At 73.8% G+C, this 25,127-nt stretch carries 22 protein-coding genes; 9 read left to right on the forward strand and 13 right to left on the reverse strand.

Features of this window, described 5'->3' with window-relative positions; translation table 11 throughout:
* Positions 1-15: 15 nt before the first annotated feature.
* From ACRYR2_RS01875 to msrA, 5 genes are all read right to left on the reverse strand, one after another.
* A complete protein-coding gene (locus tag ACRYR2_RS01875; RefSeq protein WP_432561106.1) occupies positions 16-306 on the reverse strand; it encodes a hypothetical protein in 291 nt (96 codons plus the stop codon).
* Positions 307-376: 70 nt separating this feature from the next.
* A complete protein-coding gene (locus tag ACRYR2_RS01880; RefSeq protein WP_432561107.1) occupies positions 377-1,459 on the reverse strand; it encodes a hypothetical protein in 1,083 nt (360 codons plus the stop codon).
* Positions 1,456-2,682, reverse strand: coding sequence for an ATP-binding protein (locus tag ACRYR2_RS01885; RefSeq protein WP_432561108.1), 1,227 nt, complete (start codon positions 2,680-2,682; stop codon positions 1,456-1,458). The genes ACRYR2_RS01880 and ACRYR2_RS01885 overlap by 4 nt, the downstream gene beginning before the upstream one ends.
* Before the next feature lie 27 nt (positions 2,683-2,709).
* Positions 2,710-3,459 carry a sigma factor-like helix-turn-helix DNA-binding protein gene (locus tag ACRYR2_RS01890; RefSeq protein WP_432561109.1) on the reverse strand — a complete coding sequence of 250 codons (750 nt, stop codon included), beginning with the start codon at positions 3,457-3,459 and terminating at the stop codon, positions 2,710-2,712.
* A gap of 256 nt (positions 3,460-3,715) precedes the next feature.
* Positions 3,716-4,357 carry a peptide-methionine (S)-S-oxide reductase MsrA gene (gene msrA / locus ACRYR2_RS01895; RefSeq protein WP_432561145.1) on the reverse strand — a complete coding sequence of 214 codons (642 nt, stop codon included), beginning with the start codon at positions 4,355-4,357 and terminating at the stop codon, positions 3,716-3,718.
* 104 nt (positions 4,358-4,461) lie between these two features.
* Between msrA and ACRYR2_RS01900 the strand changes: the two genes are divergently transcribed.
* Complete coding sequence (locus tag ACRYR2_RS01900; protein WP_432561110.1) at positions 4,462-5,643, forward strand: cystathionine gamma-synthase; 1,182 nt, start codon at positions 4,462-4,464, stop codon at positions 5,641-5,643.
* Positions 5,644-5,678: 35 nt separating this feature from the next.
* Here ACRYR2_RS01900 and ACRYR2_RS01905 read toward each other — a convergent pair whose 3' ends face one another.
* Positions 5,679-6,965 carry an MFS transporter gene (locus tag ACRYR2_RS01905; RefSeq protein ID WP_432561111.1) on the reverse strand — a complete coding sequence of 429 codons (1,287 nt, stop codon included), beginning with the start codon at positions 6,963-6,965 and terminating at the stop codon, positions 5,679-5,681.
* 61 nt (positions 6,966-7,026) lie between these two features.
* Positions 7,027-9,039 carry a vWA domain-containing protein gene (locus ACRYR2_RS01910; protein WP_432561112.1) on the reverse strand — a complete coding sequence of 671 codons (2,013 nt, stop codon included), beginning with the start codon at positions 9,037-9,039 and terminating at the stop codon, positions 7,027-7,029.
* A 234-nt stretch (positions 9,040-9,273) separates the two neighbouring features.
* Here ACRYR2_RS01910 and ACRYR2_RS01915 point away from each other — a divergent pair, with 234 nt between their 5' ends.
* Positions 9,274-10,755, forward strand: coding sequence for a CoA-acylating methylmalonate-semialdehyde dehydrogenase (locus ACRYR2_RS01915; RefSeq protein WP_432561146.1), 1,482 nt, complete (start codon positions 9,274-9,276; stop codon positions 10,753-10,755).
* Positions 10,756-10,872: 117 nt separating this feature from the next.
* On the opposite strand, the gene ACRYR2_RS01920 is transcribed toward ACRYR2_RS01915, so the two are convergent.
* Entirely contained in the window at positions 10,873-12,300 is a 1,428-nt protein-coding gene (locus tag ACRYR2_RS01920) for a sigma 54-interacting transcriptional regulator (protein WP_432561113.1), read from the reverse strand.
* A gap of 98 nt (positions 12,301-12,398) precedes the next feature.
* Here ACRYR2_RS01920 and ACRYR2_RS01925 point away from each other — a divergent pair, with 98 nt between their 5' ends.
* Positions 12,399-13,589, forward strand: a complete 1,191-nt coding sequence (locus tag ACRYR2_RS01925; RefSeq protein ID WP_432561114.1) for an AI-2E family transporter — start codon at positions 12,399-12,401, stop codon at positions 13,587-13,589.
* 157 nt (positions 13,590-13,746) lie between these two features.
* On the opposite strand, the gene greA is transcribed toward ACRYR2_RS01925, so the two are convergent.
* Positions 13,747-14,244, reverse strand: coding sequence for a transcription elongation factor GreA (gene greA, locus ACRYR2_RS01930; protein WP_432561115.1), 498 nt, complete (start codon positions 14,242-14,244; stop codon positions 13,747-13,749).
* A 126-nt stretch (positions 14,245-14,370) separates the two neighbouring features.
* Complete coding sequence (locus tag ACRYR2_RS01935) at positions 14,371-14,808, reverse strand: DUF4307 domain-containing protein (protein ID WP_432561116.1); 438 nt, start codon at positions 14,806-14,808, stop codon at positions 14,371-14,373.
* Positions 14,809-14,935: 127 nt separating this feature from the next.
* Between ACRYR2_RS01935 and mca the strand changes: the two genes are divergently transcribed.
* A complete protein-coding gene (gene mca, locus ACRYR2_RS01940; RefSeq protein WP_432561117.1) occupies positions 14,936-15,826 on the forward strand; it encodes a mycothiol conjugate amidase Mca in 891 nt (296 codons plus the stop codon).
* The gene (locus tag ACRYR2_RS01945; protein WP_432561118.1) at positions 15,823-16,074 is read left to right on the forward strand and encodes a hypothetical protein; all 252 of its coding nucleotides are present in this window, start codon (positions 15,823-15,825) and stop codon (positions 16,072-16,074) included. The genes mca and ACRYR2_RS01945 overlap by 4 nt, the downstream gene beginning before the upstream one ends.
* Here the strand turns inward: ACRYR2_RS01945 and ACRYR2_RS01950 are convergent.
* Positions 16,065-16,982 (reverse strand): Gfo/Idh/MocA family protein, encoded by a 918-nt coding sequence (locus ACRYR2_RS01950; RefSeq protein WP_432561119.1) that lies wholly within the window; start codon positions 16,980-16,982, stop codon positions 16,065-16,067. The genes ACRYR2_RS01945 and ACRYR2_RS01950 overlap by 10 nt on opposite strands.
* Positions 16,983-17,037: 55 nt before the next feature.
* On the opposite strand from ACRYR2_RS01950, the gene ACRYR2_RS01955 reads away from it, so the two are divergent.
* On the forward strand, positions 17,038-19,122 hold the full coding sequence (locus ACRYR2_RS01955; RefSeq protein ID WP_432561120.1) for a thioredoxin domain-containing protein: 2,085 nt from the start codon (positions 17,038-17,040) through the stop codon (positions 19,120-19,122).
* Here the strand turns inward: ACRYR2_RS01955 and trhA are convergent.
* A complete protein-coding gene (gene trhA, locus ACRYR2_RS01960) occupies positions 19,093-19,773 on the reverse strand; it encodes a PAQR family membrane homeostasis protein TrhA (RefSeq protein ID WP_432561121.1) in 681 nt (226 codons plus the stop codon). The two genes, ACRYR2_RS01955 and trhA, sit on opposite strands and share 30 nt — an antisense overlap.
* Before the next feature lie 53 nt (positions 19,774-19,826).
* Entirely contained in the window at positions 19,827-21,155 is a 1,329-nt protein-coding gene (locus ACRYR2_RS01965; RefSeq protein ID WP_432561122.1) for an extracellular solute-binding protein, read from the reverse strand.
* A gap of 160 nt (positions 21,156-21,315) precedes the next feature.
* Between ACRYR2_RS01965 and ACRYR2_RS01970 the strand changes: the two genes are divergently transcribed.
* From ACRYR2_RS01970 to ACRYR2_RS01980, 3 genes are all read left to right on the forward strand, one after another.
* On the forward strand, positions 21,316-22,077 hold the full coding sequence (locus ACRYR2_RS01970; RefSeq protein ID WP_432561123.1) for an isoprenyl transferase: 762 nt from the start codon (positions 21,316-21,318) through the stop codon (positions 22,075-22,077).
* Positions 22,078-22,490: 413 nt separating this feature from the next.
* Positions 22,491-23,882 carry a PhoH family protein gene (locus ACRYR2_RS01975; protein WP_432561124.1) on the forward strand — a complete coding sequence of 464 codons (1,392 nt, stop codon included), beginning with the start codon at positions 22,491-22,493 and terminating at the stop codon, positions 23,880-23,882.
* Positions 23,883-24,288: 406 nt separating this feature from the next.
* Positions 24,289-25,023, forward strand: coding sequence for an aggregation-promoting factor C-terminal-like domain-containing protein (locus ACRYR2_RS01980; protein WP_432561125.1), 735 nt, complete (start codon positions 24,289-24,291; stop codon positions 25,021-25,023).
* Positions 25,024-25,127: the final 104 nt, after the last annotated feature.

The following is a 25,127-nucleotide window of genomic DNA, read 5'->3' on the forward strand; positions in this document are numbered from 1 at the left end:
GCACCGTCGGCGGGATCACGGCCTGGGCAGCGCACCCGGGGGGTCGAGCGCGATCTCCCGGGTGCTCAGCCCCGTCTCCCGGCTCAGGGCCCGCAACAACCCCGCCCGGGTCGCGGAACCGGCCCGGCGCGCGGCCGTGCTCACCCCTGCACCGCTGAGCAGGTGCTCGGCGGCCACGTCGAGCCGGGCCCGGGCCAGCTCGTCCAGCGGCAGTGGTGAGGTCACCGCCTCCTGCGACAGCCGCAGCGCCGCGGGGTGCCTCGGGGCGACGTCGGAGACGCACTCCCGCGCGAGCTCACCGAGCACCCTGCCCAGCGCGCGGGTCGTGCGGGGGCGACCAGACGGCCTCGTGCCGGCTGAGCCCGCACCAGCCGCCTCAGCGGGGGCGCAACTCCACCCACAGCGAACCGCCGAGGTCGTCGACCTGCAGGTCGCTCGTGACGTCCAGCCGCGGGCCGGCGTGCCGCGCGGCCCGCAGGACGTCGGCCACGGATTCGGCCTCCCGTCGGGAACCGTCCACCGACAGGGTCGCCAGCCGGCCGCCGGGCGGCAGGCGCAGCGTCACCCGGGCCGTGCCGCAGGCGGTCAGGACCGGGGCCAGGACGGCGCGCAGTTCCGCGGTGAAGTCCTGTCCGGTCTGCGCGGGACCCCGGTCGTCGACGACGTCGACCTCGCAGCCGCGGTCGCGGGCTTCGCGCAGGGCCGTCCGGACGACCTCGTCGAGCAGGTCGCGGGCGCGCAGGTCGTCGCGCAGCCGCCGTTCCACCGCCAGGGCCGAGCGGGACAGGGCCGGCCAGTCGTCAGGACGGGTCTCGACGACGCGCCGCAGCAGGGGCACCACGCTGTGCTCGAGGTCGGCCCGGCGCTGGCGGGCGCTGCGCTCGCGGGCCTCGGCGCCGGCCCGGGCCGCCACCGAGCGCCCGGCGTCGGCCTCGAACCGCGCCACGTCCCGCGCGGTGCGGTCGAAGAGGAGCCTCACCCCCAGGCTCGCGGTGAACCAGACGATGGCCGGCTGGTTGAGCGCGGCGAAGTCGACGTCCCGGTCCGGCAGGTCCGAGGACAGCAGGCAGGCCCCCAGCACGAGTGCCGACGCCCCCTCGGCGACCAGCGCCGCCAGCCGGTGCCGCCGCATGACCAGCGCCGCGACGAGGACCTGCGTCAGGCCCGGCCACCAGTTCGCGTAGGTCCGCCACAGCTCCGGGTCCAGGAAGGGGGTGACGGCCAGCCCGCTGAGCGGCACCACGGCGGCCATGGCCAGGGCCGCCGGCCGCGACAGGTGCAGCGGGCCGCCGAGCAGCGGCCTGACGGCCACGGCGCTGACCGTCAGCACCACCCCCAGCGCCAGCAGCGCCAACCAGGGGGCGCGGTGGTCGGGCAGCGACAGCAGCGCCACCAGGGGCCCGTGCGAGAACAGCCACAGCAGGGCTCCGGTGAGGCAGGCCCGCCGGATCCCCCTCACGCCGTGCCCCTTCCGGAGGCGACGTCCGTCGCGGCCTCCGGGTCGGCCAGGGGGATGCTCAGGAGCACCACCGTCCCCACGCCCGGGACCGAACGCACCAGCGCCCGGCCGCCCACGACGTCCGCGCGCCGGCGCACCGAGACGGCCAGGCCCAGCCGGGGGCCGGTGCGGCGGGTGTCGAACCCGACCCCGTCGTCACGGACCTCCACGCTCAGCCGCCCGGCGCCCCCGGGACCGGGGCCGGTGCGGATCCGCACGCGCAGGGACGGTGGTCCCTCGCCGGGCGGTCCGCCGTGCTGCACCGCGTTGCGCACGGCCTCGGCCGTCGCGGCGACGAGCGCGTCGACGGCGTGGCCCGGCAGCCCGCCGGCCGTTCCGGACGTGTCGTCGGGTGTTGTGACGGCGGCCTCGGGGTGCAGGGCCAGCACGGTGCCGGCCAGCCGGGAGGTGACCTCGGCCAGCGGGACCGGGCCCTGGTCGCCGTCGGGGTCGCGTTCGATGCTGGTCAGCGCACGACCCGCCGCGGCCCGGGCCCGCAGCCGCTCGGCCCGGTCGCGTGCGTGGGCGGTCATGGACAGCGCGGCCAGCACGTCGTCGTGCACGATCCCGTCCCACCGGGAGTTCTCCAGCTCCACCGCCCGGGCGGCGGCGGCCGCGGCGGCGGCGCGCTCGGCCCCGACGCGGGCCGCCTCGACCTGCGCGGCGGCTCCGTGGACGGCCATCACGGCCACCGAGGCCGCGGTGGCGATGACCAGCAGGCCCACGGCGTCCAGTGCGGCCGTGTCCGGCGAGACCACCCAGGTGCCCTCCAGCTGCAGCACCGCGCGCAGGGCCAGGTGCACCGCGGTCAGCGCGAGCGCGCGGGGCGGCGACGGCAGCGCCACGGCCCCGGCGCCCACGGTCAGCGGCGACAGCGCCAGCACCCACGGCGCCTGCCGCCCCGCCTCACCGCCGGCCCCGGTCACGACCAGCGGGTAGGTGGCCAGCACCGCGTTCCCGACGACCACCAGCGCCCACGCCGGAACCCAGCACGTCGCCCGGCGCACCGCCTGCACCAGCAGCAGCACGAAGACCACGGCGTACGCCAGGCACACCACGGCCGACCAGACCGGGGGAGCCTGGGAGCGCCCGGTGAGCAGGCTCGCCGCGATCGTGGGGGCGACCGAGACCAGCGCCAGCGCCAGCACGAGGGCGAGCAGCCGTTGGGCGCCGCGCCGGGTCACCCCCGGCCCCCGCGGCCGTCGACCGGGTCAGTCGTCGTCACGCGGCTCGGCCGGCGGCTGCGACGCCAGCGGCGAGGACAGCGGGGCCAGCACGCCGTCCTCGACGGCGCGCTTGTACAGCTCCATGCGGGTGTAGGCCGGCCGGTCCAGGGCGGCGTACTTCGCCCGGATGCGCTTGAGGTAGCTCTTGGCCGTCTCCAGCGTCACCCCCAGCCGCAGCGCGACCGAGCGGGCGGGCATGCCGCCGGCGTACAGCTCCAGCACCCGCCGTTCCTGCGGCGACAGGTGCGAGGTCAGGGACTCGTCGACCTGCAACGCGGCGGCCGTCTCGGCCGAGGAGACGGTTTCGCCCTCGGCCACGGCCCGCAACGCCCCGGCCACCGTCGCCACGGGGCGGTCCTTGAGCAGCACGCCCTGGGCGCCGGCCCGCATGGCCTCCAGCGCCTCGGCGTGCTGACGGCCCTCGGTGTAGACGAGCACGCGGGACCCGGCCTCGACGAGCGCACGGACGTTGTCGGCGGGCCGGGAGCCGTCGCCCAGGCGCAGGTCCAGCAGGACGACGTCGGGCGCGACCCCGTCCGGCGCCTCGTGGTGCGGCAACCTCAGTTGTGCGAGCAGGTCCGGGACGGTGGGCGCGGTGGCGACGAAGACGAACGACGCGTCCAGGCGTGCGAGCTCCAGCCGCAGGCCCGACAGCAGCGCGGGGTGGTCGTCGACGGCGGCGATGCGCACCGTCCGGCGGACCGGCCCGGGGTTGGACTCGGTGGTGGCAGCCACGGGGTGGACTCCTTCCTGTGGGCGAAGGTTATCCAGGTCCCATAAGTCCCGCTGATCGGAGGTGCGGCAGAAGCGCCTCGAAAGGGGGGTGGCGGATGGTCACCACGTGCCACGGACCTCTGCGAGGATCGTCCGAGGGCACCCCGCCGGGGGGACGGGTGGCCCGGCCTGCGCCTGGGGGGCGTACGCGCACGAGAGGGGACGGTGCCCGTGGGCACCGTCCCCTCTCGTGCGTCTCACACCGTTCCGCCCGGGCTCACTCCCCGGAGGAGACCAACCCGATCTGGCAGGTCAGGCCGTTGGGGCCGTGGTTGCAGTACCCGTTCGGGACCTTGTGCAGGTACTGCTGGTGGTAGTCCTCGGCGTACCAGAACGGGCCCGCCTCCTCGGCGCGCCGGATCTCCGTGGTGATCCGGCCGTGACCGTGCTCGGTCAGCTCCCGCTGGAAGGTCTCCCGCGTGCGCTGCGCCGCCTCCCACTGCTCGTCGGTCGTCGTGTAGATCGCCGAGCGGTACTCCGTCCCGCGGTCGTTGCCCTGCCGGAAGCCCTGCGTCGGGTCGTGGTTCTCCCAGAACACCTTCAGCAGCTGCTCGGGGCCGGTCACGCTGGGGTCGTAGGCGACCAGGACCGTCTCGGCGTGGCCGGTGCGGCCGGTCGTCGACTCCTCGTAGGTCGGGTTCTGCGTGAACCCGCCCTGGAAGCCGGCCGCCGTCGTCACGACGCCCGGCTGCTGCCAGAAGATGCGCTCCGCGCCCCAGTAGCAGCCCATCGCCAGCGAGATGACCTCGGTGCCCTCGGGCCACGGGCCCTCCAGCGGGGTGCCGAGGACGGCGTGCTCGCGCGGCACCTCGAAACGCCGCGTGGCCGAGCCCTTCAGCGCCTCGTCCGCGGTCACCATCTGCGTCTTGTACGGGTTGCCGAACAGCACCACGTCTCGCTCCCTCCGTCTGTCGTACCCCCGTCAACCACGACGCCGGTCCGGACGTTCCCTAGGCTCTGGGGGTGACTGACGCTCAGCAGCCCGGCTTCTCCACCCGCGCCATCCACGCCGGCCAGGAGGCCGACCCGGCCACCGGTGCGGTCGTGACGCCGATCTACCAGGTCTCCACCTACAAGCAGGACGGCGTCGGTGCGCTGCGGACCGGCCTCGGCGCCGGCTACGAGTACTCCCGCTCCGGCAACCCCACCCGCGCCTCCCTGGAGGCCCAGCTCGCCTCCCTCGAACAGGGCGACGCCGGGTTCGCCTTCGCCTCCGGCCTCGCCGCCGAGGACGCGATCCTGCGGGCCCTGCTCCGGCCCGGCGACCACGTCGTCGTCCCCAACGACGCCTACGGCGGCACCTACCGCCTCGTGAAGCGCGTCGTCGAGCCCTGGGGCGTCGAGCACACCCCCGTCGATCTCGCCGACGTCGACGCCGTCCGCGCCGCGATCCGGCCCGGCACGACCCGGCTGCTCTGGGTCGAGACCCCCACCAACCCGCTGCTCACCATCGCCGACATCGCTGCCCTCGCCGAGGTCGCCCACGCCGCCGGCGCCCTGCTCGTCGTCGACAACACCTTCGCCACCCCGTACCTGCAGACCCCGCTGACCCTCGGCGCCGACCTCGTCGTCAGCTCCACGACGAAGTACGCCGGCGGGCACTCCGACGTCGTCGGCGGCGCGGTCGTCGTGCGCGAGGGCGACGACGGCCGCGGGAACTCCCTCGCCGAGCGCATCGGCTTCCACCAGAACTCCATGGGCGCGATCGCCGGGCCCTTCGACTCCTGGCTGGTGCAGCGCGGCCTGAAGACCCTCGCCGTCCGCATGGAACGCCACTGCGACAACGCCGAGCGGGTCGTGGAGTTCCTGCAGTCGCACCCGCGGGTGACGAAGATCCTCTACCCGGGCCTGCCCGAGCACCGCAACCACGACGTCGCGGCGAAGCAGATGAAGCGCTTCGGCGGGATGATCTCCTTCCGCACGGCCTCGGTCGACGACGCGCTGGCCGTGTGCAAGGCGACCGAGCTGTTCACCCTGGGGGAGTCGCTCGGTGGCGTCGAGTCGCTCGTGGAGCACCCGGGGAAGATGACCCACGCCTCGGTCGCGGGGTCGCTGCTGGAGGTGCCGGACGACCTGGTGCGCCTGTCCGTCGGGATCGAGGACGCCGACGACCTCGTCGCGGACCTGGCGCAGGCGCTGGGCTGAGTCCCGGATCCCCGCGGAAACAACAGTCTCCGTCCTCAGGAGGCCGTCTCCGAGGACGGAGACTGTTGTTTCCGCGGGATGGCGGCGACGGAGGGCGCCTCGTCGGCGTGCGCGACGTGACGCAGGGCGTGCCAGACCAGCACGACGAACACGGTTGAGCCGGCGAAGGCGAACCAGAACGGCGCCGTCACACCGTGGTGCTGGGCGAGCACGCCGCCGATCCCGCTGCCCAGCGCCAGGCCGGCGTAGGTGCCGACGGTGTTCACGGCGCCGACCCGGCCCTGCAGGGCGTGCGGGACGGCGCGCTGGCGCACGGTGATCGACGTCGTGCCCCAGACGAACGCGTGCGCGCCGAACACCAGGAACACCGGCAGCGCCGCGTACGGGGACGTGATCAGCGCCAGCGCGAGGTGGGTCAGCGTCTCGACGACCAGCCCGATCCGCATCAGGTTGCCGAGGCTGACGTGCCGGGTGATCCACCCGTACGCGAGCACGCCCACGATCCCGCCGACCGCGCTCGTCGTGGTCACCAGGCCGTAGCCGACCGCGCCGAGCCCCAGCCGCTGCGTGGCGTACAGGACGAGGATCGAGAACGCCGCGCCGAACGTGATGTTGAAGACGAAGATCGTCACGACCAGCACCCGGACCGCGGCGTGGTGGGCGGTCCAGCGGATCCCCTCCAGCACGTCGTGCCACGGGGTCGTGGGCGTCCTCGGGGCGTCGGGGGCGGGCAGCCGGAGCCGGCCGACGAAGACCGCCGCCAGCGCGCACAACCCGGCCTGGGCGGCGAACGGTGTCGCGGCGCCCACCGTGAACAGCGCGGCACCCAGCGGGGGACCGGCGAGCTGGTTGACCGTGATGAAACCCGTCTGGACGCGCGCGTTCCCGACGGCGAGGTCGTCGCGGGCCACCAGCACCGGCAGCAGCGTGCCGGCGGTGTTGTCGGCGAAGACCTCGGCCGTGGCCAGCAGGAACAACGCGGCCAGCACCAGCGGGATCGTCGCGTGCCCGGTCAGCACGACCGCCGCCAGCGCCACCAGCACGACGGCGCGCACGAGGTCGACCGTCACGACCACGAGCCGCCGGTCCACCCGGTCCGACAGCACCCCGGCGCTCAGCCCGAACAGCAGCGGCGGCAGCCACGCGGCGAGGGCGGCCAGCGCCACGGGGAACGCGTCGTCGGTCAGGGAGGCGACCAGCAGCGGACCGGCCGCCAGGGCCAGCCCGTCGCCGAGGTTGCTCGCCCAGCTGGAGGCGATGAACCAGCGGAACCCGGTGCCGAGGCGGCGGGGGAGGACGACCTCGACGACCCGCGCGAACACGTCGTCACCGTGGCACAGCCGTGCGTGCCGCGGCCACGGTTTTCCGGGGGCGCGGGCGCCCTCAGGAGGCGCGGCGGGACGAGCCGCGGCCGGCGCGCGAGCGCAGGTAGTCGTCGACGACGTACTGGCCCAGCCGGTCGGGGCTGGGGGAGAGCACGCGGCCGCCGTTGCGGCGGGCGACGGCGTCGACGAACCGCCGCAACCCGGGGTCCTCACCCAGCATGAACAGGTTGATCGTCGCACCGAAGCGCGTCAGCAGGTCCACCTCGTGGACGGTGGCGCGGATCGTCTCGGCCGTCGGGGGCCACTGGAAGAACGACTCGGTGGCGTCGCGGCCCTCGACCAGGTGCGCCGTCGGCTCGCCGTCGGTGATGACGAGGACGACGGGTTCGGCGTCGGGGTGCTTGCGCAGGTGCCGGCGGGCGATGCTCAGGGCGTGCTGCAGGTTGGTGCCCTGCACGAAGTCGGGTTCGACCTCGGCCAGTTCCCCCACGCTCATCGGCTGGGCGTGCAGACCGAACCCGATGATCTGCAGTTCGTCGTAGGGGAACTTGGTCGAGATGAGGTGCGACAGGGCCAGGGCCGTCTCCTTCATCGGCCCCCAGCGCCCCTCGGCGGCCATCGAGAAGGACAGGTCCACGCACAGCGCGACGGCCGCGCCGGCCCGGCGTTCGGTCTCGACGACCTCGAAGTCCTCCCAGGACAGCTTCACGGCGCCACCCGACGCGGCCCCGCGCTTCAACGCGTTCGACACGGTGCGCACGACGTCCAGGGGCTGTTCGTCGCCGAACTGCCAGCGCCGCGTCGCCCCGGTCGGTTCGCCGCCGGCGCCGGCGTCGGTGTTCTCGTGGTCGCCGCGTCCACCGGTGTCCAGCCGGCCCAGCACCTCGCGCAGCGCCGTCTGCCCCAGACGCCGCAACGCCTTGGGGGACAGGGTGAGTCCACCTGCGGAGCGGGACAGCCAGCCCTGCCGTTGCAGTTCCCGTTCCAGTTCCCGCAGGCGCCGCAGGTCGTCGGCCGCGCCCCGGCCGAGCTGACGTTCGAGGGCGTCGACGTCGACGTCGTCCAGCGTCGCGCCCGGGTGCTCCTGACCGAGGGAGTCGAGCAGGTCGTCGAGTTCGGAGATGTCCTGCAGGGCGTCGGCGGCCTCGCCGTAACCGAGGGGTTCGCCCTGGCCGCGGACGCGCTCGCCGCGGGAGAAGTCCAGGTCCGGCCGCAGGGCGCGCAGGTTGTCGTTGAGCTGCGCCATCTGCGCCTGCAGGTCCACATCCCCGCCCAGGGCCTGCGCCATGAGCGAGGCCAGTTCCTCGCGCTGCTGCGGCGACAGCGAACGCATCAGCCGCGAGGCCGCGGCGGCCCGGCGGGCCAGGGCGTCGACCAGGTCGTCGAGGTTCTCGACGCCCTCCTCGCCCAGGGTGTCGCCGTGCTCGGCCATGAACTCGGCGAAGTCCTCGGGGGTGTCCTCACCCCGGGCCTTCTTGGCGAGCAGGTCGTTGAGGTCGCTCATCATCTCCTTGAGCGCCTGCATCGTCTCGGGGCTGCCGTTCTGCAGCGCCTGCTTCATGCCGCGGAACTGCTGGCCGACGACGTCGTCGCGCAGGCCGTCGAGGATCTGCTGGTACTGCTGCCGGGCTTCCGACGAGGCCCACTGGTAGTCCTCGAGGTCGCGCACGGCCTGCGCCGTGGAGCGGGGGAGGGCATCCAGGCGCGCCTCGGCGAACCGGGCGTCGTCGCCGTCGCGGCCGGCGAGCTCCTCGCGTTCGGCGGCCAGCGCCTGGTCGAGCCGGGCGCGCGCCGTGGTCAGGGAGCCGTCGAGGTCGCCGCGGCGGGCGGCCTCGCGACGCATCCGCGCGGCCCGGGCGCGCAGGTCCTCCAGTCCGGAGCGGCCGTCGGGGCCGCGGCGCAGCAGGTCGCGCAGCGCCTCACGCAGCGAGCCGCCGGACAGGACCTCGTGCCCGACCCGGTCCAGGGCCGCGCGCACGTCGTACGGCGGGGCCAGCGGATCGGGGCCGCCGGCCCACTCGCCGTACCGGTACCGCCCGCCGCGTCGCCTGCTCCACGCATCCCGTGCCACGTCGGCACGCTACGTCCGGACCCGCCGGGACGCCACGGCCTTCTCGCCGGCCCGTCGGACTTGACGGGAGATCCATGACAGTTTGTCTGGACAAAGGGGGTCGGTGGGGTGGCATGATGGCCGCGTTCGACTACCCGGCGGGAGTCGTCCCGCCGATGACGTCCGAGGAGGGCATTCGTGACCACCACCACCGCCAGCACCACCGCAGACGCTGGTGCCGTAGACCTGCCCGTCGTGCAGCACTGGATCGCCGGTGCGCCGACGTCGGGGTCCGGCGACCGGGCGGCGGACGTGTACGACCCCGCGACGGGCAAGCGCACCAAGACCGTCGCCCTGGCCTCGCCGGCCGACGTCGAGGCCGCCGTGGGTGCGGCCAAGGCCGCCTTCCCGAAGTGGCGCGACACCTCCCTGGCCCGCCGCACCACGGTCCTGTTCAAGTTCCGCGAGCTGCTCAACGAGCGCAAGGGCGAACTGGCCGAGATCATCACCGCCGAGCACGGCAAGGTCCTCTCGGACGCCCTGGGTGAGGTCTCCCGCGGCCAGGAGGTCGTGGAACTGGCCTGCGGCATCAACCACCTGGTCAAGGGCGCGTTCACCGAGAACGCCTCCACCAAGATCGACGTCTACTCCGTGCGCCAGCCGCTGGGTGTGGTCTCGATCATCTCCCCCTTCAACTTCCCGGCCATGGTCCCGATGTGGTTCTTCCCCATCGCCATCGCCGCCGGCAACACCGTGGTCCTCAAGCCCAGCGAGAAGGACCCCTCGGCGGCGAACTTCATCGCCCAGCTGTGGAAGGACGCCGGCCTGCCCGACGGGGTGTTCAACGTCCTGCACGGCGACAAGGTCGCCGTCGACGGGCTGTTGACCCACCCCGACGTCGCCTCGGTCTCGTTCGTGGGGTCCACCCCGATCGCGCGGTACGTGTACGAGACCGGCACCCAGCACGGCAAGCGCGTGCAGGCCCTGGGCGGGGCCAAGAACCACATGCTGGTCCTGCCCGACGCCGACCTGGACCTGGCCGCCGACGCCGCCGTCAACGCCGGTTTCGGCTCCGCCGGTGAGCGCTGCATGGCCGTCTCGGCGCTGGTGGCGGTCGACTCGGTCGCCGACGAGCTCATCGCCAAGATCAAGGAGCGCGTCGCCACCCTGCGCACCGGTGACGGCCGCCGCGGCTGCGACATGGGCCCGCTGGTCACCGGTGCCCACCGCGACAAGGTCACCGGCTACGTCGACGCCGGCGTGAGCGAGGGCGCCGAACTCGTCATCGACGGCCGCGAGGTCGTCCCGGACGGCGACGCCGACGGGTTCTGGCTGGGCCCCACGCTGTTCGACAAGGTCGGCACCGACATGTCGATCTACACCGACGAGATCTTCGGCCCGGTGCTGTCGGTCGTGCGCGTGGCCGGTTACGACGAGGGCATGGACCTCATCAACAGCAACAAGTACGGCAACGGCGTGGCGATCTTCACCAACGACGGCGGCGCGGCGCGCAAGTTCCGCAACGAGGTGCAGGTCGGCATGATCGGCATCAACGTGCCGGTGCCGGTGCCGGTGGCCTACTACTCCTTCGGCGGCTGGAAGCAGTCGCTGTTCGGTGACACCCACGCCCACGGCGTGGAGGGCGTGCACTTCTTCACCCGCGGCAAGGTCGTCACCGAGCGGTGGCTGGACCCCTCCCACGGCGGCCTGAACCTGGGCTTCCCGCAGAACGACTGACCGCAGGGCACGACCGCACGGACAACGAGGTCCGGACACGCCGCCCCGCACCGACCACGGTGCGGGGCGGCGTGCTGCCCGCCGGGTTCCCGCCGCGTGGCGCCCAGCCGGGACCCCTCAGCTGCCGTAGACCGTCCGGCCGTCGTCGAGGACGAGCTTGTCCAGCCGGCGGGTCAGGTGCAGGGACTCCAGCACGAACTCCACCCCGCTGGCCGCCCGGCCCGGGGTGGCGTCCTCCAGGCCCAGCCGCTCCAGCACCTGCGACAACCCGTGGACCTTGCCGACCTGCTCCAGCAGCCGTTCGGCGGGCACCAGGTCCCCGGTCTCGATGGTGCGGCCGTCGGTGACCAGTTCGGAGAACCCGGACAGTTCGGCACCACCCAGCAGCGACCGGTACGTCTCGGCGATCGCGGTGCGCAGCAGGTGTTCCAGGACCTCGATCTCCCGGCCCTCCTCGCCCTGCTCGAACTCCACCTTGCCGCCGAGCACGCTGACGACGGTGTGCAGGTCGCCGACGCGGGCGACCGGTTCGGTCCGTTCCCCCGACAGGGCGTGCCGGCGCAGCGCTGCGGCCGAGACCGTCTCGGCGGCCGCGATCGCGAACCGCGCCGACACCCCGGAGGCGGGGTCGACGGCCGGGGACTCCCGCACGGCGCGGGTGAACCGGGCCAGGACCTCGAGCAGGTGCCCGGGCACCTCGGCGACCGTGGCGGCCTCCTGCCGGACGAGGTCGACCTCGAGCGAGACCTCCAGCGGGTAGTGCGTGCGCACCTCCGCGCCGAACCGGTCCTTGAGCGGGGTGATGATGCGCCCGCGGTTGGTGTAGTCCTCGGGGTTCGCACTGGCCACCAGCAGCAGGTCCAGCGGCAGCCGCAGCTGGTAGCCGCGGACCTGGATGTCGCGCTCCTCCAGCACGTTCAGCAGCGAGACCTGGATCCGCTCGGCCAGGTCGGGCAGCTCGTTGATGGCGAAGACGCCGCGGTTGGTGCGCGGGACCAGGCCGAAGTGGATGGTCTCGGGGTCGCCCAGCGCCCGGCCCTCGGCGACCTTGACGGGGTCGACGTCGCCGATGAGGTCGCCGACGGAGGTGTCGGGCGTGGCCAGCTTCTCGCCGTAGCGCAACGACCGGTGCAACCAGGCCACGGGCAGGTCCTCACCCTCGGCGGCGACCCGGCGGCGGGAGGCCGGGGTCAGCGGGGCGTAGGGGTGCTCGTTGAGCTCCGACCCCTCGATGACGGGCGTCCACTCGTCGAGCAGGCCCACGAGCGAACGCAGCAACCGGGTCTTGCCCTGACCTCGTTCGCCGAGCAGGACCACGTCGTGGCCGGCGAGCAGGGCCCGCTCCAGTTCGGGGGCGACGGTGTCCTCGTAGCCGACGACGCCGGGGAAGCGGTCCTGACCGGCGCGCATGCGGGCGACGAGGTTGGCGCGCAGCTCCTCCTTCACCGACACGTGCCGGTGGCCGGAGGCGCGCAGCGCGCCGAGGGTGCGGGGGAGGTCGGCGGGGGCTTCGAGGGGGAGCGCGGGAGTCTGGCTGATGCTCACCCGCCCGAACCTACGTCCCGTCGGTCCGGTTGGCGACGGGGTTCGGTGGCCGGTTTCCCGCGCGCGCCGCCTCGAGACGGCGGGGGCAGGATGAGCGCATGCCCCGCCCCCCGTCCCCGGCGTCCCACCCCCACCAGCCCTACGTCAGTCCCGCCCTGCGGTTGGCGGCGTCCTGGTCGTGGCGGTTCCTGGTCGTGCTGGCCGGGGTCGTCGTGCTCGCCTACGGGCTGAGCTTCGTCAGCGAGATCGTCATCCCCGTCCTGGTCGCCCTGCTCGTCACGGCGCTGCTGGCCCCGCTGGCGAACTTCTCGCACCGCCTGCGCGTGCCGCAGGCGGTCGGGGTCCTGCTGTCCATGCTGCTCACCGCGGGCATCGTCTCCGGCCTCGTGGGCATCGTCGGCACCCAGGCCGCCAACGAGTGGCCCGAACTGCAGCGGTCGGCCACCCAGGGCGTCACCGAGGTCGAGACCTGGCTGTCGGAGGGGCCGCTGAACCTGACGTCGACGGCGATCTCGGACTACATCCAGCAGGCCGAGCAGGCCGTCGCGGAGAACCGCGACACGCTGATCGCCGGTGCGACGGGCGTCGTGTCCACCGCCGGGCACGTCGTCGCCGGATTCTTCATCGCGCTGTTCGCGTCCTTCTTCTTCCTGCTCGAAGGCCGCCGGATCTGGTCCTGGCTGCTGCACCTGCTGCCCGAGCCCGCCCGGGAGCCGGTGGACGACGCCTCCCGGCAGTCCTGGGTCACCCTCACCCACTACATGCGGGCGACCATCGCAGTCGCGTTCGTCGACGGCCTGGGGGTGGCGATCGGGGCGGCGATCCTGCAGGTGCCGCTGGCGACGTCGCTGGGCCTGGTCGTCTTCCTCGGCGCGTTCATCCCCATCGTCGGGGCGCTGCTGTCCGGCACCGTCGCGGTGCTGGTGGCGCTCGTGGCGCACGACTTCGTGACCGCGCTGATCATGCTCGGGGTCGTGATCCTCGTGCAGCAGGTGGAGAGCCACCTGCTGCAGCCGTTCCTCATGGGCCGCGCCGTCGCCGTCCACCCGCTGGCCGTGATCCTCGCCGTCGCCGGTGGGGCGACGGTCTTCGGGATCGTCGGCGCGCTGTTCGCCGTGCCGCTGGTGGCGGTGCTAAAGACGGGCATCGGGGCGCTGGCCCGAGGCGGTCGCCCGACCGAGGAGGTCGCCGAGATCGAGGCCTCCGACGCCCCGCTGGCGCCCGACACCCCTCGACCCAACGACGCGACCGAGCACGCCGAGCGCGGGGAGGCGGACGTCAAGCGGTGAGGCGCCGGCCCGCGGGAGGGCGCGCGGTGACCTCGCGCGCGATCACCGCGCACGTGGTGACATCGCGCTCGAACCGCGGCGACGGCGGGAGTGGGCACGCGGTGACGTCGCGCCCGATGATCGCGCGCGAGGTCACCGCGCGCTCGAAAGGCGCGCCTCAGCCGGAGTACGGCTTGGTGTCCACGACCTTGACCGGGAACTCCCGGCCGTTCGGCGCGGTGTACGTCACCTCGTCGCCGGGCTTCCTGCCGAGGATGGCCGAGCCCAGCGGGGACTTCTCGGAGTAGACGTCCAGGCCGGCGGCGTCGCCCATCTCGCGGCTGCCCAGCAGGAACGTCATCTCGTCACCGGCGAGCTCGACGGTCACCACGTGCCCCAGGGACACCTCGCCCGCGGTCGAGGCGGGTGCCTCGCCGACCTGGGCGGTCTCGAGCAGCTGGCGCAGCTGACGGATGCGCAGCTCCTGCTTGCCCTGCTCCTCCTTGGCCGCGTGGTAGCCGGCGTTCTCCTTGAGGTCACCCTCCTCGCGCGCCTGCTCGATGCGCTTGGCGAGTTCCGTGCGGCCTTCACCGGAGAGGTGCTCGTACTCGGCCTTGAGCCGGTCGTAGGCATCCTGCGTCAGCCACGTCACGCTGCCGGTGGTCGTCTCGCTCACGGTCTGCTCCCTGTCACTGCCTTCTCCGGGCGGGCCTCCTGCCCTCCCGGCGCAAAAAACCGAGTCGCCCGGCCCCGCGACCGCGGGAGCGAGCGACTCGAAAGCGCCAGGCTAGCTCCGATCGGCTCAGGGCTCCACCGCTGAACACGACTCGACCCCGACCGTGACGGCCCTCGACGTCGTCCTGACCTGCACCGACTCCTGCACCTCGGTGTCGTCGGAGGCGGGGATGTCGACCTGCAGCAGACCCACCTCGGCCGACCCGTCGTCCAGGGCGTGGACCTGGCAGCGCACCGCCACGCCCGCCCCGCGGGTCACGCTGAACCGGATCTCGGCGGTCCGGTCGTCCACGATCCGGTGGCTGATCTCGGTGTAGGCGGGCCCGCGGCTCTGGTCGACCGCCAGCCAGACGCCGTAGGCCAGGACCAGCAGCGCCCCCAGGACCGCCGCCGCCAGCGGCACCGGCCGCCGGTACCAGGGACGCCCGACGCGGGCGGGGCGCCTGCCGTAGCGCGCGGCCAGCACGTCAGCGGGAACTTCACCGGGCGTCTGGCGGTCGGTCACGGCGGGTGGCTCCTGCGGGTGGGCGAGGGCGGTGCGCCGAGCGCGCCGCGGATCGGCGAGGATGGACCCCGATCGTCCCACCCCAGCTGTCGGGGTGGTGACGCGACCGTCTGTGAGAGGAGCCACCGTGGCGGAGACGTTGCGGCTGATGGCCGTGCACGCCCACCCGGACGACGAGTCCAGCAAGGGTGCGGCGTCGATGGCCAGGTACGTGGCCGAGGGCGTCGAGGTGCTCGTCGTGTCCTGCACCGGCGGCGAACGCGGTGACGTGCTGAACCCGCGGCTGAAGGACAACGCGTCCCTGCTGCGCGACATGGGTGAGTACCGCCGGCACGAGATGGCCGAGGCCGCGCGCATCCTCGGGGTCCAGCACCGGTGGCTGGGGTACGTCGACTCCGGCCTGCCCGAGGGCGACCCGCTGCCGCCGCTGCCGAAGGGCTGCTTCGCGCTGACGCCCGAGGAGTTCACCGTCAACGCGCTCGTCCACGTCGTGCGCGAGTTCCGCCCGCACGTCATGACGACGTACGACGAGTCCGGCGGGTACCCGCACCCGGACCACATCATGACCCACAAGGTGTCCTTCGCGGCCTTCCACGCCGCGGCCGACGCCGAGCAGTTCCCGCAGGCCGGCGAGGCCTGGCGGACCTCCAAGCTCTACTACCACGCCAGCTTCTCGCGCGACCGGATGCGCACCTTCCACGAGGCGTTCCTCGCTCGCGGCGAGGAGTCGCCGTTCGCGGACTGGATGAAGCGCATCGTCGAGGAGGACCCCGACGGGACCCGGCGCAAGGAGCTGGAGATCACCACGCGCGTGGAGTGCGGGGAGTTCTTCGAGACCCGCGACAAGGCGCTGCTGGCGCACGCGACGCAGATCGACCCCGACGGCTGGTTCTTCGGGGTGCCGCTGGACATGCAGCGTGAGCTGTGGCCGACCGAGGACTTCCACCTGGCCATCAGCCACGTGCCCACGACGACCCCCGAGGACGACCTGTTCGCCGGTCTGCGGGGCACGGCGTGATCACCGCGTTCCTGCTGGCCGCGACGCCGTCGCCCACGGCGACGCCGGAGGTCGACGCGGACCTGGTCACCCCCGGGCTGGCCGGGTTCGTCGTGCTGTTCCTCTCGGCGATCGCCGTGTACTTCCTGGCCCGGAGCATGGCGCGGCGCATCCAGAAGGTGAACCACCGCGCCCGCACCGAGGCCGAGGAGAAGGCCGGAACGGCTGCGCCGCAACGGCCGTCGAAGGACGAACCGCCTCAGGAGTGAGCCACGGCCGTCGCCCGGTCCGGCCGCGCGAGGTGTTCCTCGACGGCGGCCAGGACCGCGACGGTCTCCCGGGCGTCCACGACGTCGAGCGCGTCCGGGCGCCCGGTGCGCGCCGCGTCCCGCAGCCGGTCCACCGCACGGCGGAAACCCTCCTGCGCCGTGCCGGTGAACCGGGGCAGGTCGTGCCGGCCGCCGGGCCCCCAGATCGTCGCGAACGACCCGCCCGTGCCCTCGGGGGCGGTGGCGGTCACGGACAGCGACGTGCCCGCACCGGAGGCGTGCTCGAAGGCGGCGACCACGGCGTCGCGCGGGCCGCGGCCGGCGCTGACCCGCTCGACGTCGCCGAACACCGGCCGCAGGATCGACAGCGCGTGCGGTCCGCTGTCCCACAGCCCGCCCCGCTGCCGGCGCCACGGGGAGTTCCCGTAGGGGTTCCCCGGCGCGTCGATCGTGCCCGCCCAGCGGAACACCCCGCCCTCCCACGGGCCGTGCTCGGTCGCCAGGTCGCGCATCCGGCCCAGCCAGTCGGTGATGTCGGGCTGGAACAGGTAGGTCAGGTAGACGATCGAGGCGACACCGTTCTCCTGCACGGCGCGGACCACCGCGTCGGCGTTCTCGAGGGTCGTCGCCAGCGGCTTGTCCAGCAGCAGGTGCCGGCCGCGCTGCGCGGCGCGGACGGCGAGGTCGGCCTGGACGTCCGGTGGCAGCGCGACCGCCACCGCGTCGACCTCGGCCAGCAGGTCGTCGACGTCGGTGAACGCCGTGCCGCCGCACTCGTCGGCCGCCCGCTGCGCGTTCCCCGCGTCCCGGCCCCAGAAGCCGACGAGCTCGACCTCGGGGTGCTCGGCCAGCGCCGTGCCGTGCGTGGTGCGGGCCCAGTGACCGGTGCCCAGAACTCCGAACCTCATGCCCCGATGATCCCGGCGGGTGCCGCGGGACGCAGCCCGTGACACCGTGAGGTCCGTGGCCAATCGACTGTCCCGCTCGACCAGCCCGTACCTGCTCCAGCACGCCGACAACCCCGTCGACTGGCAGGAGTGGGGCCCCGCCGCGTTCGCCGAGGCGCGCGAGCGCGACGTCCCGGTGCTCGTCTCGACCGGGTACGCCGCCTGCCACTGGTGCCACGTCATGGCCCACGAGTCCTTCGAGGACCCGGCCACGGCCGCGGAGATGAACGCCTGGTTCGTCAACGTCAAGGTCGACCGGGAGGAACGGCCCGACGTCGACGCCGTCCACATGGCCGCCACCACGGCCCTGACCGGCCAGGGCGGCTGGCCGATGACGACGTTCTGCACCCCCGACGGGCAGATCTTCTACGCCGGCACCTACTTCCCGGACCGCCCGCACCCGCAGCTGCCCTCCTTCCGGCAGGTGCTGGCCGCGGTCAGCGAGGCGTGGCGGGAGCGGCGCGGGCAGGTGCTGGACTCCAGCGGCCGGATCGCCGCGGCGCTGGGGTCGATGTCTCCGGCGGCGGGGTCGGTGCCCGGGGCCGAGGAGCTGACCGCGGCCGTGGACCAGCTCGCGGCCGAGGAGGACACCGTGCACGGCGGGTTCGGCGGGGCACCGAAGTTCCCGCCGTCGATGGTGTGCGAGTTCCTGCTGCGGCACGCCGCGCGCACCGGCTCGGCCGTGGCGGCCGGGCTGGTGGACCGGACGCTGACGGCGATGGCGCGCTCGGGGATGGCCGACCAGGTCGGCGGAGGCTTCGCCCGGTACGCCGTCGACGCCGGCTGGGTCGTGCCGCACTTCGAGAAGATGCTCTACGACAACGCGTTGCTGGCCCGGGTGTACCTGCACTCCTACCGCGCCGGCGGGGACGTCGAGCACCGCCGGGTCGCCGAGCACACCTGCGAGTTCCTGCTGCGCGACCTGCGCACCCCGCAAGGCGCCTTCGCGGCCTCCCTCGACGCCGACACCCCGGTCCTCGACGCCGAGGGGCACCTCCGTGCGGTCGAAGGCGCCACCTACGTGTGGACACCGGGTGACCTCGTCGAGGTCCTCGGGATCGACGACGGCCCGTGGGCCGCGCAGCTGCTGGGGGTGACCGAGACGGGCACGTTCGAGCACGGCACCTCCACGGCCCGGCTGACCCGGGACCTCGGCGAGGAGGTCGAGCGCTGGGAACGGGTGCGTGAACGGCTGGCCGCCGCCCGCGCCGACCGTCCGCAACCGGCCCGCGACGACAAGGTCGTGCTGGCCTGGAACGGGCTGGCGATCGCGGCGCTGGCCGAGGCCGGTGCCGTGCTGGCCCGGCCCGACCTGCTGCTCGCCGCGCACGAGGCGGCCCGCTTCCTGCTCGACGTGCACCGGGTCGGAGGGAGCTGGCGGCGGGTCTCGCGCGACGGGACCGTCGGCGCCCCGGCCGCCGTCCTGGAGGACCTCGCCGACCTCGCCGAGGGGCTGCTGGTCCTGCACGCGGCGACGGGGGAGCGGTCGTGGTTCGACGAGGCGCTCGACCTCGGCCGGGAGGTCCTCGACCGGTTCACCGCCGCCGACGGGTTCGTGGACGTCGCCGACGTCGACCCGGCGCTGTCGGCCGCGCGCGCCGGTGCCGGCTCGCCGAGCGACCCCTCCGACGGGGCGACCCCGTCGGGGAACTCCGCCGCGGCGGGAGTGCTGCTGACGCTGGGGTCCCTGACCGGCGAGGCCGGGTTCCGCGACGCCGCGGTGCGCGCCCTGGGGGTGGCCGGAGCCGTGGCGGCCGCGTCCCCGCGCTTCGCCGGCTGGGGCCTCGCGGTCGCCGAGGCGCTCGCGGACGGTCCGCGCGAGGTCGCCGTCGTCGGTGCGGCGGGGGACGCCGGAACGGCTGCGCTGCACCGGGTCGCGCTGGCCGGGACGGCGCCGGGGCTGGTCGTGACACGCGGCCTGCCGGGCGAGGACGTCCCCGAGCTGCTGGCCCACCGCGGGCTCGTCGACGGCCGCGCGGCGGCGTACGTGTGCCGGGGGCAGGTGTGCGACGTGCCCCGGACCGACCCGCAGGAGCTGGCCCGGGCCGTGGGTGCGGTCGTGGGTGCGGTGTCAGGCCGCGAGGGCGTACGTCGCCAGTGAGATGGCGGCGTAGTGAGCGGCGAACCCCAGCACCGTGAAGGCGTGGAACACCTCGTGGAAGCCGAACCACCGCGGGCTGGGGTTGGGGCGCTTCGTGCCGTACGCCACGGCGCCCAGGGAGTACAGGAGCCCGCCCAGGCCCACCAGGACGGCCACGGCGAGCCCGCCGCCGTCGGCGAAGTCGTCCAGGTAGCCGACCGCGACCCAGCCCAGCGCGACGTACACCGGGGTGTACAACCAGCGGGGTGCGCCGAGCCAGAGCAGCCGGAAGGCCACCCCGGCCAGCGCGCCGGCCCAGACCAGGGTCAGCAGGAACCGGGCCTCGGCAGCGGGCAGCGTCGCCACCGCCAGCGGCGTGTACGTGCCGGCGATGATCAGGAAGATGTTGCTGTGGTCCCACCGGCGCAGGACCGCGGCCCACCGCGGCGACCAGGTCCCGCGGTGGTAGACCGCGGACGTGCCGAACAGCAGCGCCGCGCTCAGCGCGAACACCAGGCAGGCCACCCGCGAGGCGGTCGTGGGGGCCAGCAGGACCAGCACCGTCCCCGCGACGAGCGCCGCGGGGAAGGTCCCGGCGTGCAGCCAGCCCCGGAGCCGGGGTTTGACGGCGTCGAGGACGGCCGCGGCCTCCTGGGGAAGATCTGCGTGCACCCAGCGACGGTAACGGGTCCGGCTGTGCGGCCGGACCCGTCACCGTACGTGCTTCAGGACCCCATGGCGGCGTTCATGTTCGCGGCGAACTCCTCCGGCGTGATCGCCAGGCCGAAGAGCTTCTCGATGTTGTCCAGCAGCGCCTCGGCCTCGGTCGGGGACAGCGCCTGGTCCCAGGACTGCTGGAAGGTCGCCGCGCCCGAGGCGGTGTCGTAGACGAACTGCTGCCACTCCTCGTCCTCGGAGCCGGCGAACATGCTGTCGCTGCCGTTGACGATCGGGACCGAGCCCGCGTCCACCCACGCCTGGGTCGTCGCGTCGGTGACCAGCCCCTCGGCGAGGTACTTCCTCGCCGCGGCCTTGGCCTCCTCGCCGGCCTTGGAGGACAGCGCCCAGTAGGAGGAGGGGTTGCCGACGGTGTCGGTCGGGTCGCCCTTGCCGCCGGTGACGGTGGGGAACGTCGACCAGGCCAGGTGGCCGCCGGTCACGAAGTCGCCGCCCTCCTCCTTCATGGCCCCGTAGGTCCAGGCGCCGTGCAGCATCATCGCGGCCCGGTCGGTGTGCAGCAGCGCCTGGTCGGCGTTGGAGTCGGCGGTGATGGAGGCGAAGCCGTTGACGAACCCGTCGGCGCGCACGAGGTCCTGCACCTTGGTCAGGGCGTCGATCGAGTCCGGGTGCGACCAGGCGTCGGGGGTGCCCTCGTAGATCGACTGGAACAGCTCCGCGCCGCCGATGCGGTCGTAGAGGAACTCCAGCCACATCATGTTCGTCCACCGCGACTGCCCGCCCAGGGAGAACGGGGCGATGCCGGCCGCGTTGAAGACGGGCACGAGCGCCATCATCTCGTCCCACGTGGTGGGGATCTGCGCGCCGACCTTCTCGAAGACCCGCTTGTTGTAGAACATGACGATCGGCGACACGTTCTCGCACGGGACGGCGTAGATCTTGCCGTCGACGGTGGCCGCCCCGAAGGCGCTGGCGAACAGCTTGTCCTTCAGCTCGGCGTTCTCCTCGAAGAAGGAGGTCAGGTCCTCCACCTGGCCGTTCTTGACGTAGTCGCGCAGACCCCCGCCGCCCCAGGTCCAGATGACGGTCGGGCCCTGGTTGGCGCCGATGGCGGTGCGCACCTTCTGCTTGTACGCGTCGTTCTGGTAGGTGGCGATCGTGAGCGCCTCGTCGGGGTTGGCGTCGTTGAACGCGTTGACGGCGTCGGTGCGGATCTTCTCCCCGGGGGGGCCGGTCAGGATCCAGATGGTCGCACCGGAGCCGTCCCCGGACGCCTGGCCGGGGCCGCCGCTGCCGCAGGCGCTCAGCGCCGCCCCAGCGAGGGGAGCCGCCAGGGCGAGGGTGAGCAGGGAGCGACGCGAGGTGCTGCTGGGCATGTCATCCTCCGGGACGAGCCGCGACCGTGCGGCTGCGCAGACCCCCGGACGGTGCCGGGGGACCGACGGCGTCGTCGGTGAGCCGACGGTAGGGACGGGGCCGGGACCCGGTCAAGGATCCGCGCGGGGTGTCGTCCGGACGGGTATACCGTGAGCGCCGATGGGCCTCCGCGAACTCCTCTACGGCGCGTACGGGCGGCGGCTGGAACGGTCGCTGGACCCGGACGTGCTGCCCCGCCACGTGGGCATCATCCTGGACGGCAACCGGCGCTGGGCCAAGGCGTTCGGCGCCCCCAGCTCCCACGGCCACCGGGCCGGCGCCGACAAGGTCGTCGAGGTCATGGGCTGGTGCGCCGACGAGGGCATCGAGGTCGTCACGCTCTACCTGCTGTCGACCGACAACCTCAACCGCCCCGCCGACGAGCTCGAACCGCTCATCCTGATCGTCGAGGACGCCGTGGCCCGCGTCGCCGCGACGAAGCAGTGGAAGGTGCACCCCGTGGGGGCCCTGGACCTGCTGCCCGAGGCCAGCGCGTCGCGGCTGCGTGAACTGGCGGAGGAGACGGCCGGGATCACGACCGGGGTCGTCAACGTCGCCATCGGCTACGGCGGCCGGCAGGAGATCGCCAACGCCGTCCGCTCGCTGCTGCGCGAGCACGCCGCGCTCGGCACCTCGATGGCCGACCTCGCCGAGGTCGTCGACGTCGAGCACATCGCCGACCACCTCTACACCAAGGGCCAGCCCGACCCCGACCTCGTCATCCGCACCTCGGGGGAGCAGCGGCTGTCGGGGTTCCTGCTGTGGCAGAGCGCGCACTCGGAGTTCTTCTTCACCGAGGTGCTGTGGCCGGACTTCCGGAAGGTGGACTTCCTGCGCGCGCTGCGGTCGTACGCCGCACGGGAGCGGCGCTTCGGCGCCTGAGGGTGCGCTGCCGGGTCCGGGCGCGCGGTGACCTCGCGCGCGATGACCGGGCGCGCGGTGACCTCGCGCGCGATGACCGGGCACGCGGTGACAGCGCGCTCGAACCCGACCGGCCCCGGACGGTGACACGGGGAAGGGCGCCGGGAACGCGTCGTCACCGCGTCACCCGGATGTCACGCACTGATCACCCCGGATCGCGTGTTCATCAACCGTCACAGCAGTTGTGCCGCTAGCGTCGAAGGCAGACGGGAGGCGTCCGCCGCCCGCTCGGGAGGTCACCGTGCGAGCTGTCCAGCGCAGCAGGCAGACCCGGCTCCGGGTCGCCCGCAGGGTGACCTGAGGTCCCGGTCCGCCGCTGCTGAGGGGGGTCCGGGCGCGGACGCGCACCGGGCTCCCGAGAACGGGAGACGTCCGTGGTCACCAGCCCCAACCCCGCCGCGCCGAACACCCCGACGAACGCCCCCGCGACCCCCGCACGTGCGGGTGCGGTACCTCCCGGTCCGGCCCGCCGGACCTTCGTCCTGGACACCTCCGTCCTGCTGTCCGATCCCGGCGCCCTCTTCCGCTTCGCCGAGCACGACGTGGTGCTGCCGCTGGTCGTCGTCAGCGAGCTGGAGGGCAAGCGGCACCACCCCGAACTGGGCTACTTCGCCCGGGAGGCGCTGCGCCGGCTCGACGACCTGCGCGTGCAGCACGGCCGCCTCGACGCCCCGATGCCCATCGGCGAGCAGGGCGGCACGCTGCGCGTGGAGCTGAACCACTCCGAGGTCTCCACGCTGCCGTCGGCGCTGCGCAACGGGCCGCTGGCCACGGCCGGCGACACCCGGATCCTGGCCGTCGCCCGCAACCTCGCCGACGAGGGGCTCGACGTCACCGTCGTGTCCAAGGACGTCCCGCTGCGCGTCAAGGCGTCCGCCGTCGGGCTGACCGCCGACGAGTACCGCGCCGAGCTGGCCCCGGACTCCGGCTGGACGGGTGTGGTGGAGCTGACCGTCACGGCCGAGGAGGTCGGCGGCCTCTACGACACCGGAACGCTGGAGTCGGCCGAGGTGCGCGACCTGCCGGCCAACACCGGGGTCGTGCTGTCCTCCCCGCGCGGGCACGCGCTGGGCCGCGTCACGGCCGACAAGCAGCTGCGGCTCATCAAGGGCGACCGCGAGGCGTTCGGGGTCCGGGGACGCTCGGCCGAGCAGCGGATCGCCCTGGACGCCCTGCTCGACGCGACCGTGAGCATCGTCTCCCTCGGGGGCCGGGCCGGGACGGGCAAGTCCGCGCTCGCGCTCGCCGCCGGCCTGGAGGCCGTCATGGAACGCCGTGAGCACCGCAAGGTCGTCGTCTTCCGCCCGCTGTACGCCGTCGGCGGGCAGGAGCTGGGGTACCTGCCGGGCACCGAGGCCGAGAAGATGGGGCCCTGGGGGCAGGCCGTCTTCGACACCCTCGAGGCGCTGGTCTCCCCGCACGTCCTGGAGGAGGTCGTGGACCGCGGGATGCTCGAGGTGCTCCCGCTGACCCACATCCGCGGCCGCTCCCTGCACGACTCCTACGTCGTCGTCGACGAGGCGCAGTCGCTGGAGCGCAACGTGCTGCTGACGGTGCTGTCGCGGATCGGGCAGAACTCCAAGGTGGTCCTGACCCACGACGTGGCCCAGCGGGACAACCTGCGGGTCGGCCGGCACGACGGCGTCGCGGCGGTGGTCGAGGCGCTCAAGGGGCACCCGTTGTTCGCGCACGTGACGTTGACCAGGTCCGAGCGCTCGCCCGTCGCGGCCCTCGTCACCGAACTGCTGTCCGACTTCGGGGGCTGACGGGACGGGTGTGAGAGGTGGTTCCGGGCACAGCGTCCTCGTGGTGTCCGGAACCTTCCACGCGGCCGCTGCGTCGAAACCCCGGCCCTCGCCCGGACGGCTGTGAGAAGTTCCACAAAAGTCGACGCACCGTGGCCTGGACGTGACCTCTCTGTGATCAAACGGGTGATCGGCGTTTGCTCAGACGCCTGTCGGCGAGGCAGCGTTCCCGGACGACAGCACCTCGAGGCCGTCGACCGACCGGGATCCCGGCAGCGTCGACGACGTCGGCCGAGCGGGCGCACGACGCGCCGAACGGGCCGACCGGGTCCCACGGCGGAGCTCCCGAACGGGCAGCTCCGCGATCCGGCGGAGAGGTGGACAAGCTCGACCGGGCGTGGGCCGGGAGATCGTCGGAAGGCCCGGCTTGCCGCTCCACCGCACCAGCGAGCTCACGGACGAGCAGACCACTCCCGAGACCAGCACCAGCACCACCTCCACCGCCCGGCGCGAACGCCGTGAGCGTTCCGGCCGTCGCCGCCTCGCCCGGCTCGCCGCCCCCTGCGTCGTCGCCGTCACGGCGTCGGTCCTCGCCGGCGCCGCCCTGACCTCCGGTCCGGCCCCGCAGGCCGAGGCCGCCGTTCCCGACCACCTGCTGCTGGCCGCGCAGGCCGAACGCCAGAGCGCCACGTCGCTGAACTGGTTCCAGGAGGCGACCGTCCGCGTGGCCAGCGACCAGCGGATCGCGGCCGAGAAGGCCGCCGCCGAGGCCGCTGCCGCCGCCGAGGCCGCCCGCCAGGCCGCCCGCCTGGCCGAGGAGGCGCGTGCCGCCGCCGCGGCCGAGGCCACCCGCAACGCCCAGCGCGACCCCCGGTCGGTGGCGCGGCTCATGCTCGCCGACCACGGGTGGGGTGAGGAGCAGTTCTCCTGCCTGGACTCGCTGTGGACCAAGGAGAGCGGCTGGGACTACACCGCCGACAACCCCAGCTCCAGCGCCTACGGCATCCCGCAGGCCCTGCCGGGCAGCAAGATGGCCTCGGCCGGTGCGGACTGGGAGACCAACCCGGTGACGCAGATCGCCTGGGGCCTGGACTACATCGCGAACCGCTACGGCACGCCGTGCAGCGCCTGGTCGCACTCGAAGTCGGTCAACTGGTACTGAGCCGTCCCCGGGGGGGGGGGGGGGGGGGGGGGGGGGGGGGGGGGGGGGGGGGGGGGGGGGGGGGGGGGGGGGCGCGGCACCGCCCCCCCGGCGGGCGGCGGGCG

Origin of the sequence: Kineococcus deserti (assembly GCF_050871945.1) — a bacterium.
Taxonomy (GTDB): Bacteria; Actinomycetota; Actinomycetes; order Actinomycetales; family Kineococcaceae; genus Kineococcus.

Excerpts from the sequence above, each read along its gene's own strand:
- ACRYR2_RS01925 (WP_432561114.1), top strand. The coding sequence starts at position 12,399 with ATGCCCCGCCCCCCGTCCCCGGCGTCCCACCCCCACCAGCCCTACGTC.
- ACRYR2_RS01970 (WP_432561123.1), top strand. The coding sequence starts at position 21,316 with ATGGGCCTCCGCGAACTCCTCTACGGCGCGTACGGGCGGCGGCTGGAA.
- ACRYR2_RS01950 (WP_432561119.1), bottom strand. The coding sequence starts at position 16,982 with ATGAGGTTCGGAGTTCTGGGCACCGGTCACTGGGCCCGCACCACGCAC.
- ACRYR2_RS01965 (WP_432561122.1), bottom strand. The coding sequence starts at position 21,155 with ATGCCCAGCAGCACCTCGCGTCGCTCCCTGCTCACCCTCGCCCTGGCG.
- msrA (WP_432561145.1), bottom strand. The coding sequence starts at position 4,357 with ATGGTGACCGCGGACGAGGCGCTGAAGGGCTCGGCCACGCGGCGTTTC.